This is a genomic window from Streptomyces sp. NPDC018833 (assembly GCF_044390825.1).
In the GTDB taxonomy this organism is placed as follows: Bacteria; Actinomycetota; Actinomycetes; order Streptomycetales; family Streptomycetaceae; genus Streptomyces.
In genome coordinates this window covers 18,664-34,477 of record NZ_JBIRZM010000002.1, presented here as the reverse complement: position 1 = coordinate 34,477, position 15,814 = coordinate 18,664, and the positions used below count along the sequence as shown (strand labels likewise).

Genomic DNA, 15,814 nt, shown 5'->3' with positions numbered 1-15,814 from the left:
GAACGGGCCACGACGTGGCCGAGCGGGTGCCGGGCCGGTGGTCCACCGGCCCGGCACCCGCTCGGGGCCTGCTGTGGCGAAGCCACGGTCGCCCGGCCTGAGCTCCGGAGGCCTGCCGCCTGTTGCGAGATGACCATATGATCAGCGGCCGATGAGTTTTTCCGCGGCCGACAGTCAGTCAGTGATAGTTGGGGCACTGCGGCCGCGAGGTCGAAGCACGCACCGGCCGATCCTGTTGACCGACAGCCTTGGAAAATCTGGAGTTGTGAGATGCGCACCCTGATCAGCACCGCTTTCGTCTCGCTCGACGGCGTCGTGGAGGCCCCGGGCGGGGAGCCCGGTTACCGGAACTCGGGGTGGACCTTCAAGGACATCGAGTTCGTCCCGGAGGCGTTCGACATCAAGGGCCGGGAGCAGGAGGAGGCCACGGCGATGCTGATGGGCCGGGTCAGCTACGAGGCGTTCAGCCCGGTCTGGCCGGGCATGGACGATTTCGCCGGCTACAAGGCGATGCCGAAGTACGTCGTCTCCACCACCCTCACCGAGAACGACCTGGTGTCGAACTGGGGCGAGACGACGATCCTGCGCACGCTCGAGGAGGTCGCCGCGCTGAAGGAGACCGAGGGTGGCCCGATCATCGTCCACGGCAGCGCCACCCTCAACCGCACTCTCTCGGACGCCGGGCTGATCGACCGGTACCACCTTCTCGTCTTCCCGCTCCTGCTCGGCGCGGGCAAGCGTCTGTTCAGCGACACGGACAAGGACACCCAGAAGCTCAAGCTCGTCGAGCACGAGGCCTACGCCAACGGCCTGCAGAAGAACGTCTTCGACGTCGTCCACTGACAATGTGCCGGCTCCCGCTCCGGCACGGCCCGGGGTCGCCCTCCGATGCCGGTGATGCGGCCGTCACCAGCCTGTCGGCGCAGCCGCCCGGCTACGACAGCGTGTCGGCGACCACGGACGCCGCCTCCGCGATGAGTTCGTCGTCGTGGCCGGCGTCCGCGTCGGAGCGGCTCGACATGATCGCCATGACGATCGGCGCCGAGTCCGGGGGCCACGCCACGGCGATGTCGTTGCGGGCCCCGTAGGCGCTGCCGGTTCCGGTCTTGTCGCCGACCACCCAGCCCTCGGGCACCCCCGCCCTGATGAGCCCTGCTCCAGTGGCGCTCGTCCGCAACCACTCGGTCAGCTGCGCGCGCTCGTCCTCGCCGAGGGCGTCCCCGAGAACGAACGCGCGCAGATCCCCGGCCAGCGCCCGCGGTGTGCTCGTGTCCCGCTCCTCACCCGGTGCCCAGCGGCTCAGTTCGGGCTCGCGGCGTTCCATCCGTGTGACGTCGTCGCCCAGTTCCTCAAGGGCGTTGTCGAGTCCCTCCGGGCCGCCGAGTGCGTCGAGGAGGAGGTTGGCGGCGGTGTTGTCACTGAAGCGGACGGCGGCCTCGCACAGCGCGCCCAGGGTCATCCCGGTCGTGACGTGCTTCTCGGTGACGGGGGAGTGGGCGACCAGATCGCCACGGGAGTACGTGACAACCCGGTCCGTCCCGCTCAGGGAGTACGTGCGCAGTACGGCACCGGCGGCCAGCGCCTTGAACGTGGAGGCGTAGGGGAACCGCTCGCCGTCGTTGTGGGCCACCTCGTGCCCCGTGCCGGTGTCGAGAGCGTAGACGCCCAGTCGCGCGTCGTACCTCCGCTCGAGCGCGCTCAGTTCGCGGGCGGCCGTCTTCGCATCCGGCGCCGGCCGCGCCGGCTTCCCTGCCTCGGCGGGGGACGTCGGTCGGGACGGGGACGGCTCCGCCGGTGAGTCGCCCTGACCGGCCGGGGACTCGCCTCCGCCGCAGGCCGCGAGCGCAACGAGGACGAGCGCGGCGAGCACGCCGAGAACGGCGTGCCGGGCGCGGGTGTGCTGCATCGTCCGAACCTCCGTGGTGCACCGCAGCGGCGGCGCGTGGGGGACGGCCTGGCACGGCTCCGTCCCGGTGCGTGTCGTGCGTGCCATGCCCCGACGGTGGGCAGACCATGCCCTCAGGCCGCCGAGCGCAACTGATCCAGTTCGCCGCCGATCGCGTCCCGCAACACATCGTGGTGCGGGCCGAGCCTGTACTGCTCGTCGCTCCACCGGTCACGCGGATAGAGCCACACCGGCGCGCTCACCAGCTCGGCGGGTTCCCACTCGAACCGAGGCCAGACATGCGCATGCAGGAACGGATCGGTGTTCCCCAAGATCTCCAGGTTGACCCGCCGAAAAGCCGGGTCCAGCCGTCGGCACGCCCGCTCGACCGCTTCGCCCAGCCGGTCCATGTCGGACAGGAACGACAACCGCTTGGCCTTCGGCAGGTCGGTCAGCCGCTGCGCGTTCGGTTGGTCGATCAGAAGAACCGAGTAACCCGGCAGGAACTGAACGTCGCCGATCACCGCGAACCCCGAATCGAGCCTTCGCAGCACGGTCGGGTTCTCGCCCCGCAGAGCGGCCCCGATCCGATCCCTTCGCCATTCACCGGTCATGGCCGGACGCTATCCGCAAGGGATCGTTGTCGGCGGACGTATGCCGGGCGTGGCGCCCGTCCCGAAGAGACGGCTGCGCGGGCTGGCCGGGGACCTCCCCCGCATGCCCGGCTGTGTCCGTCCGCTGTCCGATCACTAGCCCTGATCGAGGTGACGCCCCTGTTTCATGTCCGTATCTCTTTACTTTGCCGCACTGGGGTGCGTAGTATCCATGAAAACAACAGGTTCGGTCATCGAACGGATTCAAAACAACATGCATCTGGTGGAGCGCCTGGCAGATGGCGGAGCCGCTTGGGCGCCCGCACGAAGGCATCGTCGTCGTCCTGCACGGTGCCCGGATGCCGCCCCAGGGCGAAGCTGCCGCAGCTGCCCGAAGCGGCCGAGGCGTCCCGAGCCGCCGGGCAACAGACCAGGACATCCCGGGTACAACGCCGTGCCCTCCCGCTGACCCGCCACCCATGTCACCGGACACCACGTCCCCGCAACCTCTTGTAGGAGGGCCATCCATGTCTCAGCGCACAGTCGCCATCGGTTCGCGCTCCGGACTGCACGCCCGCCCCGCGTCCCTCTTTGTCCAGGCTGCATCCCGACAGCCGGTCAAGGTGACCGTGGCCCGGGACGGACAGCCTCCGGTCGATGCCCGCAGCCTGCTGTCCGTGCTCGCCCTCGGAGCCGAGCATGGTGACCTGCTCGTACTGGCCGCCGAAGGCGACGGCGCAGATGCCGCGATCGACGAACTGGCCGCGCTCGTCGCCTCCGACCTGGACGCGAGGGGGGAGCAGTGACCCGAGCGACCGGCGTGCCGCCCGTGCTGATGCGCGGCATCAGGGTCGGCGGCGGCAGCGCCTGCGGCCCGGTCGCCCGCATGGCACCCCCACCCGTGCTGCCCGCAGCACGCAGGGTCGAGGCGGTCGACGCCCCCGCAGAAGCCGCCGCGGCACGCGACGCCCTGGCCGACGTAGCGGCCGACCTGGAGCGGCGCGCCGCGGCCGTGGCCGGTGAGGCGGCCGATGTCCTGTCCGCGCAGGCGATGATGGCCGCCGATCCGTCCCTCGCCGACCGGGCGGAGTCGCTCGTTCACGAGGGCAGCGACGCGGCGCATGCGCTGGACGCCGCGTTCGAAGGGTTCCGCGCTTCGCTGCTGGCGGCCGGCGGCTACTTCGCCGAACGCGCCGCCGATCTCGAGGACCTGCGCAACCGTGCCGTGGCACGCGTCCTGGGGCTGCCCATGCCGGGCCTGCCTGCCCCCGGCCGTCCCCATGTCCTGGTCGCCGACGACCTCGCGCCCGCCGATACCGCCCTCCTCGACCCGACGCAGGTTCTCGCCCTCGTCACCGAGCAGGGCGGGCCGACCAGCCACACAGCCATCCTGGCGAAGATCCTCGGGCTGCCCGCAGTCGTCGGCTGCACAGACGCCGCCGCGCTCACGGACGGACGGCTGGTGCTGGTGGACGGCGCTGCCGGGACGGTCGTGGCCGACCCTGAGCCGGACGCTGTCACCGAAGCGACCGCACGAGAGGAACACCGGCGGCGCAACGCGGCACTTGTCAGCGGACCGGGCCGCATGGCGGACGGTCACGCGGTGAAGCTGCTGGTGAACCTGGGCGCCTTGGCCGAACTTCCGTCGGCCGCTGAGGCCGACAGCGAGGGCGTGGGACTCTTCCGTACGGAGTTCCTCTACCTCGACCGCGCCCAGGCCCCCACCCACGAGGAACAGACCGTCGCCTATCGCAAGGTCTTCGAGGCGTTCGCCGGACGTCGGGTCGTCGTACGCACTCTGGATGCCGGAGCCGACAAGCCGCTGCCGTTCGTCACCGCGCCCGACGAGCCCAACCCGGCGCTGGGCGTCCGTGGACTGCGCACAGCGCGCCGCGATCCGCAGCTGCTTGCGGAGCAACTGGCCGCCATCGCCGCGGCGGCCGAGGACAGCACGGCGGAGGTGTGGGTGATGGCGCCCATGGTGTCCCTGCCGGCCGAAGCGGCGGAGTTCACCGAGCTGGCCAGGTCGCATGGACTGCGCACGGCCGGAGCCATGGTGGAGGTGCCCGCGGCAGCCCTGCGCGCCGGAACACTTGCGCAGAGCTGCGACTTCTTCAGCGTCGGCACCAACGACCTGGCCCAGTACGCGTTCGCCGCCGACCGCATGCTCGGCAGTCTGGCCGAGTTCCTCGACCCGTGGCAGCCAGCCCTGCTCGACCTTGTGCGCAGCACTGCCGAGGCCGGCGCCGCACACGGCCGTCCCACCGGGGTGTGCGGGGAGGCGGCATCCGATCCGCTGCTGGCCCTGGTCCTGGTCGGACTGGGCGTCACCAGCCTGTCGGCCGCCCCCGGTTGCCTGGCCGACGTCCGGGCAGCACTGGCGTCCCACACCCTCGACGAGTGCCGCCGCCTCGCCTCGATCGCCCTGGCGGCGAGGGACGCGCAGGACGCCTGTGCGGCGGTGCGGGCCTCGGTCTCCGCGGTTCATGGCAGGGTGTGAGTCCATGGACGCGGCGACCGGACTGTGCGGGGGCCGTGGCAGTCCCATGCAGTTGCCTTGGCGCGAGGCTGTCGACCGCTGCCGGTGACGGCACCGCACTAGCCTGCTCCGCATGCCCGACAACACCACGCAAGCGAAACGCGACGACAGACCCGAGGAGTCCCGACGGGCACGCCTGAGCCGGATCTTCGACGAGGACGCTGAGCTGTACGACCGGGCCAGGCCCGGATATCCGACGGAGCTGTACGACGACCTCGCCGAACTCGCGGGTACCTGCGCCGGCAGCCGCGTACTGGAGGTTGGTTGCGGGACCGGTCAGGCGACGGTGTCTCTGGCCGGGCGGGGCTGCCGGATCAAGGCCGTTGAGGCGGGATCGCGCATGGCTGCGGTCGCGCGCCGCAACCTGGCCGGGTTTGCGGCGGTGGAGGTGGTGACGGCGGAATTCGAGGGCTGGCCGCTTCCGGAGGAGCCGTTTGATGCGGTCGTCTCGGCGACGGCGTTCCACTGGATCGACCCGGCGGTGCGGATGGCCAAGGCCGCCGACGCGCTGCGCCCGGGCGGGGCGCTCGCAGTGGTGCGCAGCCAGCATGTGATGGGCGGTACCGAGGAGTTCTTCGTCGAGGTCCAGCGCTGCTACGAGCGTTTCGACCCGGACACGCCGCCCGGGCTGCGGCCTCCCGCGGCTGCCGACATCGACGGTTCGGACCATGCTGAGGAGGTCGCGCGGAGCGGCCGGTTCGGCCCCCCGGTCTTCCGCCGCTACGAGCAGGATCTCACGTACACCACGTCGGACTATCTGGAGCTGCTGCGGACCTACTCCGGCCACCGAGCTCTTCCGGAAGCCGCCAGGAACGGGCTGCTGGGGTGCATCGCGGGCCTGATCGACGGGAAGTACAGCGGACGGGTGACCAAGCGTTATCTGATCGAGTTGGGAGTGTCACACCGGTGGTGACGTCGACCGGCATGCACACCACGGCGCCCAAGATCGGCGGCATCGGCTGGATGAAGCCAGGGCGGTGATGAGGTTTGCGCCGGTGCGCAGAAGGGCCTTCCCGCACCCCTGTGCAGGCGAGGCGTTCGAGGATCTCGCCTGCGGTCCTGGTCCAGGCGTAGAGCCTCGGGTCGCTGTTCCAGGCGGAGATCCAGTTGCGGATGTCCTTCTCCAGGGCGTGCCCGGACCTGTGGACGCCTCGCCGTATCTGCTCGTCGGTCAGCTCGGCGAACCATCGTTCGACCTCGCAGGCCGAACGCGTGCCAGATACGTGACACCGACGACTGCGACAGGCCCGTCCTTCTTTGGCCATCGAGGGGCGGGCGTCCTGGGCATACGCGACGACGACGCGGAGGGCGTGCCGGCCGCCCGCGCGGCCGCGGCACGACCCAGGACCGGCTTGCGGAGGCGATCGCACCACAGCTCGGTCGCCATTCGCGACACGGTGGCGAGCGCGCCGTTCCACATTGCGCGTCACTGCTGCGCGAAGTGATTCTCCAGCCAACTGAGCAAGGCCGCGAACGCCGGGGACATGGTGGCGTCCGACCCGGTGAGAACGGTCGAGCGGCCGCCTTCCTCCACCGTGATCGTATAGCTCATCGCATCCCTGGCGCGGCCGGGCCGGTCCTCCTCGGCCACCGGGACAGCAGCCGCCACCAGCTGGGACAGCTCCGCCGCAGCATTCTTGGGCAGGGCATCGGCGTCCAGCACCTTGGGCGGGAGGCGGAGGTGGATCGCAGCCGCCTGCCCGCCGTGCGTCGCCAAAGTCACCTTCATGGTGCACAACCTCCGGGCGCCATCCGAGGGCGCTCCTCCTCGCGCCCGTATCAACCGCCGGTGGTCACCTGTGCCCCTTCAGCGCGGTCACTTCCTTGGTCAGCCCCGTCACCTGGGCGGTCAGTGTCCCGAGCTGCTTGGTCACGGCTGCCATGCCGTCCTCCCGGCCCACGCCACCGTCGCGGTGGGCGGCGAGGCTCCGCGCCCGGGCGACCCCGGCCGGGACCCCGCTGATCTGGATCCCCACCTCCTGCCACGCCGCCAGCACGGCCAGCTGTTGGGCGCTGTCGGACCCGTACAATTCCTCGGCCTTCTGGTAGGTGGTGTCCGCGAAATCCTGGAACTGAGTCTCGATGCTGGAGGCCTTGAGCGACTCGTACCAGATGAGTCCGGGAGCCTCCCACGCGAATCCGCCGATGCGCACCGCCGTGAGGTAGAAGGCTTTGTTCGGGATGCCGGAGTTGATGTGCACCCCGCCGTAGTCCCCTTCCTCGGTGTCTGGCAGGTTGACGAATTTGCTCATGTGGTCTGGCTGGGGGTCCTTGCCGAACAGGGCGTTGTCGTATGCCTCCCCCGGGGCCTTCATCGACCGCAGGGCATCGGCGCCGATCCCTGGGGTGAAGATCTCGGCCCCGATCAGCCAGTTCGCGGTCTCGGCCGGCTGACGCAGCGACCACTGCTCGACCAACGACCCGAAGACGTCTGACATTGACTCGTTCAGGGCCCCGGGCTGATGGTGGTAGGCGAGCCCCGCGGTGAACTCGGTGACTCCATGTGCCAACTCGTGGGCGATCACGCTGCGGGATCCGGTGAAGTCGGTGAACAACCTTCCGTCCCCGTCACCGAAGACCATCTGCCGTCCGTCCCAGAACGCGTTGTTGTACTTCACACCGAAGTGGACGTACCCGTCCACGCGCATCCCCCGGCCGTCGAGCGAATTACGCTGGAACACCTGCTGGTAGAAATCGCGCGTGATGCCGAGGCCGTCGAACGCTTGGTTGACGGACTCGTCCGCGGACGCCGGTCCATCCTCCGACCGCGCGAGAGCAGCGAGGGGGAGGAATCTTCCCTGTTGGCAGTCGAAGATGGTCCGCCGGCCGTTGCCGGGGACGGCGTCGCCGGCGAAGGACGCCCGAACCGCTCGCTCACCCCGCAACCGAGTAGTGGTCAGCAGGGTGTCCAGGGCGGCTCGGCGCACCTCACTGTCTTCACTCTCCAAGAGCTTGTGCAGAAGGTGTGGGGGGAGGATGCAATTGACGCGGCACGTCCTGCTCATGGGATACCTCCTGGGTAAGAGGAGTGGCGTCGCTTACTGCACTTCGAGGTCGAAGATGACGGGGCAGTGGTCTGATGCCTTGGGTTTGTCCTGCCCCACGCCCGGGAACCGGGGACCTTTGTATCTGGTGGCGCGCAGCGGTATCCCTTTGCGGAAGATCTCAGGCAGCACTTGCGGGGCTTGCTGGGCCAGCGAGTTTGACAGCAGGAGGTAGTCCAACTGCCGGTACTCGTCGCCACCGCTCCAGTAGTGCGTCCACTGGTCATCTCCGGGCAGGCGGGTCACCACGTTGTCGACCTGGTCCCAGTTGACGACTTGATCGATGCCGGAACTTCCGTCGCCGTCCGGCTCCAGATAGTCGTTCAGATCGCCCAGGACCACGAACGGATGGTCTCCCGGCGCCTCGCGCCCGAAGCGGTCGGTGACGATGTCCATCACCGTCTTGGCTTGCCGCTCTCGCTTTGCCCTGGTCTGCGCGCGTCCGCCGAGCATGGATTTGAAGTGGTTGACGAAGAGCGTGACAGGCGTCCTTTGCCCCTGGCTCACCTCGACCTCGATGTCGACCTCAAGGCAGTCGCGGGAGAACAGTGTTGCCGTCGGGTTCGCCGGATCCATAAAGTGCTGGTGCGAGCGGATACGCGTAATCGGCCACTTCGACAGCACTGCGACATCGATCAGCCGGGGATCGTTGCCGTCCACTCCGGCGACGTAGGGGTACTGGGAGCGTCCGCCCAGCGCCTGGGCACGGAAATGCTTGAGGGTATCGACGTTCTCCACTTCTTGCAGGCACAGCACGTCGGCCTGAATCTCCCGTACCGCTGCTCCCGTGATGGCTTTGTCGTCCACACCCAGTTCCTCGAAGCGGGTCTGGTCGACTATCCAGCCTCGTGAGTTGGCGGTCGATGGGTCGATGCCGGCTTTGAACCGCCAGCGCGCGAAGAGGTTCTCGACGTTGAACGTGGCGAGTCGCAGCGTTGTCACGGGCCCTCCCGAGAAGATCGGGGTGGATATGTGGCCGTCGCAGAGAAAAAGCAAGCGTGCACGGATGTGGCAGCAGCGACAGAGGCGCCGGCGCCTGCCAACCCCGTTTTCCAGCGGCAGGGGCCACGCTGACACCAACAGTTTCCTGCCGACCATGGTGACTGGCAAACGCAGCGCGAGCCATGCCCGAACAGCTCAGTGTGCCCTGGCTCATGCCGGTACGGACTTCCGACTTCCCCGACGACCTGGTGCAGACACAGCAGGCCTGGAACGCCACCTACGAAGCGCTCGCCTCGCCCTGCCCCGCGACACCACGGCCCTGCGCCGCCGCCTCCTGCGCCCGTCCGTACGCCGGTGGTGGTACCCGTTCGCCAGCATCCCACTGATCCGGCACCGAGTCGTCCTGATCGCCCACTACGCCGCCGCTGCGCGGACCGGCCGACCGCCACGCCAAGATGACCTCCTGCTAGGAAGATCTTGCCGCAAACGCCAATGACCTGCTTACGGTTGGATGGCGTGCGCCGGGGGACGGGTGGGGTCATAGTGTGAGCGAGCGAAGGTGTCGTCTGCGATGTGGACGACGTCGGGCTGCGGCGGTGCCGGCCACACGCTCAAGAGGTGCTCCTCGACGAGGTCGTCGCCCTCCTGCGCATTGCCCTCATCTCGTCCCCGTGCCTGAACACGGACGCGGTACCAGCCCTCTCCAGCAGTCGCAAAGTTCCCGGCATCATCCACCGCAAAGGCCGGGCTGGAGCTGCCGGGGTTCTCCACCTTCGACAAGATGGCCTCGAAGATCCGTACCGAGGTGAACGCCTCGATCTGCGCGGGCATCCACGATCGCATGAGTCCGTTTCAGCGATCAGAGCTGCTGCGGCTGCTGGAGGAGCGCGACAGCGACGGCACGACGCTGTTCAACCGGCTGAAGAAGCCCGCCAAGGGGCCGAGCTGGTCGCACTTCAAGAACCTGACCAAGCGCATGGAGTGGGTGGACGGCCTCGGCGATAGTGCGGTGTGGATGGACGACGTCGCCGCGCGGAAGATCACCGACTTCGCCGGGGAGGCGGACCCGGGGGACGCCCCGGCGCTACGGGACTACGCGCCGGTCAAACGCCTCGCGCTGATCGCGTGTCTGTTGTACAAAGCGCGGATGCAGGTCCGCGACGACCTGGCGACGATGTTCTGCAAGCGCGTCGCCACGAAAATCAAGAAGGCCAAGGCGGAGCTGGAGGAGATCCGCCTGCGCCAGCAGGAGCTGGTCGAGGCCCTGATCGGGAACTATCGCGTGGTGCTCAAGGACGTCGACGCCGACGGCCCGGCCCAGACGGCGCTCGCGAAGGCCGCGGAGATGACCGCCGAGGCCCGGGCGGCCCTGGCCGGGCTGGACGAGGCGGCGTCGGCCCACGAGATCGCCGGTCGGCTGGGCGGGGAGGTCTCCCCGGCCCTTCTCACCCTGCTGAAGGCCCTGGTGGTGCAGGCCGGCGGGCTCGGCACCGTCGCCAGGACGGTGGAGGGATTCGGCGGGTTCGCCAAGCAGTACGAGCAGATCGAGAAGGTCTCCGCCCACCACGGCAACCTCTGGGAGCCGCTGCTGTACGGGCAGATCGGCCGGGATAGGGCGGTGATGTTCGACCTGGCCGAGAAGCTGGAGTTCACCGCCACCAGTGAGGACGGGCGGGTGCTGGACGCGCTCGCGCACGCGAAGCGGCACCAGGCGGCGCGCGGCGAGTACATCACCGCCTTCGACGAGAACGGCAGGGAGGTGGACATCTCCTTCGCCACCCAGAACTGGCGCAAGGTGGTGGTCGACAAGACCCGCACCGGGAGTTACGTCCGCAAGCACTTCGAGGCGATGGTCTTCACCTACCTCGCCGAGGAACTGCGCTGCGGCGACATCGCCGTGGTCGGCTCGGAGGAGTACGCCGACTGGTCCCAGCAGCTGCTGGAGTGGGAGGTCGTGCAGGAGAAGCTGGCCGACTATCTGGTGGAGGTCGGGCTGTGCGAGGCTGGCGAGACCGCCGAGTTCGACGCGCAGTTCTTCCGCCGGCAGCTGGAGGACAAGCACCGGGACGCCGCCGCGGCGGCGGACGCCGGATACCCGGACAACGAGGGCCTGGTCATCGACCCGGAGACGGGCATCCCGTCGCTGAAGCCGCACCGCTCGGAGGGGCTCACGGCCTCGGCGAGGCGGCTGGAGCAGGAGATCAAGGCCAGGATGCCGGAGCGCACGCTGATCGGGATTCTGTCCAGGACCGCGTACTGGGTGGAGTGGTGGCGCCGCTTCGGCCCGGCCTCCGGCAACGAGCCGAAGCTTCAGGACCCGTTCGGCCGCTACGTGATCACGACGTTCGTGAAGGGCACGAACATGGGCCCGTACGAGGCCGCCCGCCACATCCCCGGCGTCTCCGGCCACGAGCTGTCGTACACGGCGAACCGGCACTTCTCGATCGTGCTGCTGAACGAGGCGATCGCCGACCTGGTCAACCCGCACGCCTGTCTGGACATCTCGCAGGCGTGGGGCGACGGGACTGCGGTGGCGGCGGACGGCACGCACATGGACACCTACCTCGACAACCTGTTCGCCGAGACCTCCGTGCGGTACGGCAAGCAGGGCGGGATCGCCTACCACCACATCTCCGACACCTACATCGCGCTGTTCACGCAGTTCATCCCGTGCGGGTGTGGGAGGCGGTCTACATCATCGAGGGCCTGCTGAAGAACACCTCCGAGGTGAAGCCGACCACCGTGCACGCCGACACGCAGGGCCAGTCCCAGCCCGTGTTCGCGCTCGCGCACCTGCTGGGCTTCGACCTGATGCCCAGGATCAGGAACTGGAAGGGCCTGACCTTCTACCGGCCCAGCAAGACCACCGAGTACGTGCACATCGACGCGCTGTTCGGGGAACCAGGCAAGAACGTCATCGACTGGGACCTGATCGAGTCCCAGTTCCGGCACCTGATGCGGGTGGCCATCTCCGTACGGGAGGGCGCCATCTCCTCGGCGACGCTGCTGAAGCGGCTGCGCTCCGGGTCGCGGAAGAACGCTGCCGGAGGACCTGGCCCGTATCTCGCCGTACCTGACCGAGCACATCAACCGGTTCGGCGAGTACTCCACCCATGAGCTCGGCCTCCAGCCCGAGGCGTACGAGACGAAGCTCGACGTGGACTTTACCGTGCTGCGCGAGCCGGACGTGCCTGCTGTCGGCTTCGGCCAGGCTGCCTGACCCGGACGGGGTGCATCGAAAATGTGACGCCCAGCACACATGGGTCATCGTGAAGGGTTTGCTCTCGTATAACGAGGGCCAAGTGGCGACAGTAGCGCCAGCCTCAATCTGAGGCAGGGGCCGTGGACGGCGGCTGGGATGATGACCTGCGGTGGTTCCGTCGGGAGGCGTGTGGTGGGGATCACTGGGACGCCCGGGGGTTGGCGGACAAGACAGGGTGTGGATTTTTCTTTGCACGCCCGGATCCGGGCCGGAGACCCTGAGGCGTTCAGGGAGATGTTCCAAGACCATGCTCAGATGGTGTATCGCCATGCAGTGCGGGTGAGCGGTGACTGGGCGGTGGCCCAGGACGTCGTCTCGCTGACGTTTCTGGAGGCGTGGCGGCTTCGCGGCAAGCTGCGGGACGAGGGAGACACGCCGCGGCCTTGGCTGATGGGCATTGCGACGAATGTGCTGCGTAACACGGTACGTGCTGCGCGGCGGCATGATCGTCTGGTGGCCCGCATGCCGACAGGGGAGACCGTGCCGGACTTTGCCGACGAGCTGATCGGCCGGATAGCGGATGCTGAGCAGCTTGCCGCGGCACAGGCAGTGCTGGCGCAGCTGCGCCAGCCTGAGCGGGAAGTGTTCACGCTGTGCGTGTGGTCCGGCCTCAGCTATCCAGAGGCGGCACAGGCCCTGGGCGTTCCGGTGGGAACGGTCCGTTCCCGGCTTGCCCGCGCACGGTCGAGACTGCGCAAGCTCGCCGAGCAGGAACTGAAGAAGAGGCGGGCCGAGCGAGAAAAGACGGAACCGGTAGCAGGCGGCGGACAAGTACGGGGTGACCGCACCAAAGCGGCCCGGTCGAATGAGGAGAGGAACCGATGATCTTCAATCCGTGGCGGCGGCAGGAACCGCTGGATCACACGGAGCTGGCCCGGCTGCTGCCGGCACCCGGCGATCCGGTTCTCTCGGAAGACCGCCAACGCCTGCTTGAGGACTTCCTGATGAACAACGTCACCGAGGACCCCCGCCCCGCCCGCCCGCGCCGCCGCCTGGCCGTGCGCCTGGCAGCCCCCGTAGCCCTGGCCGCTTGCCTGGCCGGAACCGTGCTTGCCCTCGACCAGACCACCCCGCACTCGACATCCCCGGTCATCGCCACCGACCGTGCCACCGCGAGTAACCTCCCCCAGCGGATCTCCACCGTGGCCTACACCCTGAACCGCGAACGGCGCGGAACCGTCACGGTGACCATTCGCGAAGCCGGCGCACAGCCTGACCTCGCCCAGCTCCAGCGCGATCTGGAGCGCATGGGGGTGCCGGCCCGCGTCTACCAGGACGACCCCACCTGCCCGATGGACAAGGGCGAGGATCCCGAACTCGGCTACACCACTCTGAAGGCCATCGGCTTCCAGCACCGCAACGGCGCCATCACCGCCTCCATCCACCCCCGCCAGATACCGGCAGGCACCCACCTGGAGATCCTCTTCCCCCGTCCGGCCAAGGGCACCGCCTATGCCGACGCTTTCGCGTTCGGCCTGCGCAAGGGCAAGGCACCCGACTGCCGACACGGATTTGTGTCCGACGAGGAGCTCCCGGCCACGGCGACCTTCGAGGGAGAGATCGTTCCCGAACCCCGCAACTGACCCTGTCACGCGGTGCCGGACAGGGCGCTCACAGGACACGGCGGCGGAGCCGGGCACACGCGACGGGACGCGGTGCCAAGGATGGTCCCTGAGTCGCGTGCGTCCTCTCGTTTTCCCTGAGTACCGGCTGCTCGGTCGACCGAGCGCGCTTTCTCGGACATTCGTAACTCCGGTACTCAGGGGCCTGCCGATTGCAGGACTTCTCAGGATCTCCTCCACTGCCTACCTATTAGCCAGAAGCCAGCCAGCGCATGCATATCTCCTTCCTGCTCCACAACGCCTACGGGATCGGCGGCACAATCCGCACGACGCTCAACCTCGCCGCGACGCTGGCTGAGCAGCACACTTCGCGGAACGGGGGCCACACGCCACGTCCCGCTTTTAAAGGGCGATTGCGTCAGGTAGCCCCTTCGGCTCCCGGACGTTGTGGTCCTGGTGCGCGCGGAGTACGGCATCGCCTCGGCTCGTCTCCGACTGAAAACCCGGATTGCTCTGTGAAGATCGCTTTTCTTATCCACAACGTGTACGGAATCGGTGGCACCATCCGCACCGTCGTCAACCTTGCTGGGGAGCTGGCCGGACGGCATGAGGTGGAGATCGCCTCGGTGTTCCGGCACCGTGCGCGCCCGCGGTTCGCCGTGGATTCCCGGGTGCGGCTGACTCCACTGGTGGACACGCGGCCCGGTCACGAGACCGACCATCCGCTGGCAAGCAGACCTTCCCGGATGTTCCCGGCCAGCGAGGGACGTTACCCCCAGTACAGCCGGCTCACCGATGAACGCATCACCGCCTGGCTCGCCAGCGTGGATGCCGACGTGGTGATCGGAACCCGGCCAGGACTGAATGTGATGCTGGCCCGCCACGGTCCCCGCAACGCGATCCGGATAGGTCAGGAACACCTCACCCTCGACGGCCACCGGCCAGCGCTGCGCGCCCAGCTGCGTTCCTGCTATCCGCTCCTGGATGCGGTGGTAACCGTTACGGAAGCGGACGCTGCGGCGTACCGCTCTCAGATGCCGTCGATGCGGGTGGCGGCCATTCCCAACAGTGTTCCCCAACCTCAGGTGGCGCCGTCGGACGGCACGTCCCGTGTCGTGGTGGCTGCCGGCCGACTCGCCCCCGGCAAGCGATTCGACCTGCTCGTCGATGCCTTTGCCAAGGTGGCTGCCGAGCGCCCGGACTGGCAGTTGCGGATCTACGGCCAAGGCCCGTGCCGAGACACCGTCCAGGCCCGCATCGACTACCACTCCCTGAACGAGAATGTTCATCTCATGGGAATGCACGCGTCGATGGAGAACGAGTGGGCCAAAGGCGCCATCGCTGCCGTCAGCTCCAGCAACGAGTCCTTCGGCATGACCATCGTGGAGGCCATGCGATGTGGCCTGCCGGTCGTCAGCACAGACTGCCCACTCGGCCCGCGAGAAATCATCCGCCACGGCCAGGACGGATTGCTGGTACCGGTCGGCGACACCGAAGCACTCGCCGACGCGCTGCTGCGCCTGATCAACAATGACCAGACACGGAAACAGATGGCCCGCTTCGCCTGGGAAGGGGCCGGCCGCTTCGACCCCGGCGCCATCGCCGCCCGCCACGAAACCCTGTTCGGCGATCTTGTACAGGTTCGGGAAGCCCTACCCAGCCATATCACGACTGCGCGATACCGCCTTCGGGCTGCGCGCACCGCCGTCTCCTACACGGCAGCGGAATCCCTGTTCAAAACAGCCCGCCGCGCCAAACACAGCGCCGCACACATACGTGGTGACCGGACCTCCCCCTAGGCGCCTCGAGCAACGAATGGGATTCCAGAATTGACGCGTAGCCGATAGGAGCTCTTGTGTCTTCACTTCGAAACATGCCAGGTGCACTTGTGCGTCTGGTCGGCCTGATCGGGCGGCAGCGGAATCAAACTTCAGCCCGGCCGGGCCGCGTGATGGAGGAAGCGCCATGGCTTCGCCAGCGGCACTGC

The 15,814-nt window shown here is 68.3% G+C and carries 13 protein-coding genes and 1 pseudogene; 8 read left to right on the top strand and 6 right to left on the bottom strand.

Translation table 11 applies throughout. The features are described from left to right. Nucleotides 1-270: 270 nt before the first annotated feature. Nucleotides 271-843: a dihydrofolate reductase family protein gene (locus ACH5AF_RS04105; RefSeq protein ID WP_398899831.1), complete on the top strand. Its 573-nt coding sequence runs from the start codon at nt 271-273 to the stop codon at nt 841-843. 91 nt (nt 844-934) lie between these two features. Here ACH5AF_RS04105 and bla read toward each other — a convergent pair whose 3' ends face one another. Further along, nucleotides 935-1,906, bottom strand: a complete 972-nt coding sequence (bla, locus tag ACH5AF_RS04100) for a class A beta-lactamase (RefSeq protein WP_398900430.1) — start codon at nt 1,904-1,906, stop codon at nt 935-937. Between the two features lie 113 nt (nt 1,907-2,019). Continuing rightward, nucleotides 2,020-2,499 carry an HIT family protein gene (locus ACH5AF_RS04095; protein ID WP_398899830.1) on the bottom strand — a complete coding sequence of 160 codons (480 nt, stop codon included), beginning with the start codon at nt 2,497-2,499 and terminating at the stop codon, nt 2,020-2,022. Between the two features lie 506 nt (nt 2,500-3,005). Between ACH5AF_RS04095 and ACH5AF_RS04090 the strand changes: the two genes are divergently transcribed. The 3 genes from ACH5AF_RS04090 (at nt 3,006) to ACH5AF_RS04080 (ending at nt 5,930) form a co-directional block, all read left to right on the top strand. Then, complete coding sequence (locus ACH5AF_RS04090) at nt 3,006-3,284, top strand: HPr family phosphocarrier protein (RefSeq protein ID WP_398899829.1); 279 nt, start codon at nt 3,006-3,008, stop codon at nt 3,282-3,284. Between the two features lie 29 nt (nt 3,285-3,313). After that, entirely contained in the window at nt 3,314-4,978 is a 1,665-nt protein-coding gene (gene ptsP / locus ACH5AF_RS04085) for a phosphoenolpyruvate--protein phosphotransferase (RefSeq protein ID WP_398900429.1), read from the top strand. Between the two features lie 112 nt (nt 4,979-5,090). Beyond that, entirely contained in the window at nt 5,091-5,930 is an 840-nt protein-coding gene (locus ACH5AF_RS04080; protein WP_398899828.1) for a class I SAM-dependent methyltransferase, read from the top strand. Nucleotides 5,931-6,443: 513 nt separating this feature from the next. On the opposite strand, the gene ACH5AF_RS04075 is transcribed toward ACH5AF_RS04080, so the two are convergent. The 4 genes from ACH5AF_RS04075 to ACH5AF_RS04060 all read right to left on the bottom strand — a co-directional run bounded on the left by ACH5AF_RS04075 (nt 6,444) and on the right by ACH5AF_RS04060 (nt 9,834). Beyond that, nucleotides 6,444-6,746 carry a protealysin inhibitor emfourin gene (locus ACH5AF_RS04075; RefSeq protein ID WP_398899827.1) on the bottom strand — a complete coding sequence of 101 codons (303 nt, stop codon included), beginning with the start codon at nt 6,744-6,746 and terminating at the stop codon, nt 6,444-6,446. Between the two features lie 64 nt (nt 6,747-6,810). Then, nucleotides 6,811-8,022: a M4 family metallopeptidase gene (locus ACH5AF_RS04070; RefSeq protein ID WP_398899826.1), complete on the bottom strand. Its 1,212-nt coding sequence runs from the start codon at nt 8,020-8,022 to the stop codon at nt 6,811-6,813. Between the two features lie 33 nt (nt 8,023-8,055). Further along, nucleotides 8,056-9,003, bottom strand: coding sequence for an endonuclease/exonuclease/phosphatase family protein (locus ACH5AF_RS04065; RefSeq protein ID WP_398899825.1), 948 nt, complete (start codon nt 9,001-9,003; stop codon nt 8,056-8,058). Between the two features lie 501 nt (nt 9,004-9,504). Next, entirely contained in the window at nt 9,505-9,834 is a 330-nt protein-coding gene (locus tag ACH5AF_RS04060) for a hypothetical protein (protein WP_398900468.1), read from the bottom strand. Here ACH5AF_RS04060 and ACH5AF_RS04055 point away from each other — a divergent pair. The 4 genes and pseudogenes from ACH5AF_RS04055 to ACH5AF_RS04040 all read left to right on the top strand — a co-directional run bounded on the left by ACH5AF_RS04055 (nt 9,785) and on the right by ACH5AF_RS04040 (nt 15,626). Next, nucleotides 9,785-12,120 (top strand): annotated as a pseudogene (locus ACH5AF_RS04055) (Tn3 family transposase). The gene ACH5AF_RS04060 and the pseudogene ACH5AF_RS04055 overlap by 50 nt on opposite strands. 322 nt (nt 12,121-12,442) lie before the next feature. Beyond that, on the top strand, nt 12,443-13,090 hold the full coding sequence (locus ACH5AF_RS04050) for an RNA polymerase sigma factor (protein ID WP_398899823.1): 648 nt from the start codon (nt 12,443-12,445) through the stop codon (nt 13,088-13,090). Continuing rightward, nucleotides 13,087-13,848, top strand: a complete 762-nt coding sequence (locus ACH5AF_RS04045; RefSeq protein WP_398899822.1) for a hypothetical protein — start codon at nt 13,087-13,089, stop codon at nt 13,846-13,848. The genes ACH5AF_RS04050 and ACH5AF_RS04045 overlap by 4 nt, the downstream gene beginning before the upstream one ends. Before the next feature lie 251 nt (nt 13,849-14,099). Beyond that, nucleotides 14,100-15,626, top strand: coding sequence for a glycosyltransferase family 4 protein (locus ACH5AF_RS04040; RefSeq protein ID WP_398899821.1), 1,527 nt, complete (start codon nt 14,100-14,102; stop codon nt 15,624-15,626). The last annotated feature ends 188 nt before the right edge of the window (nt 15,627-15,814 follow it).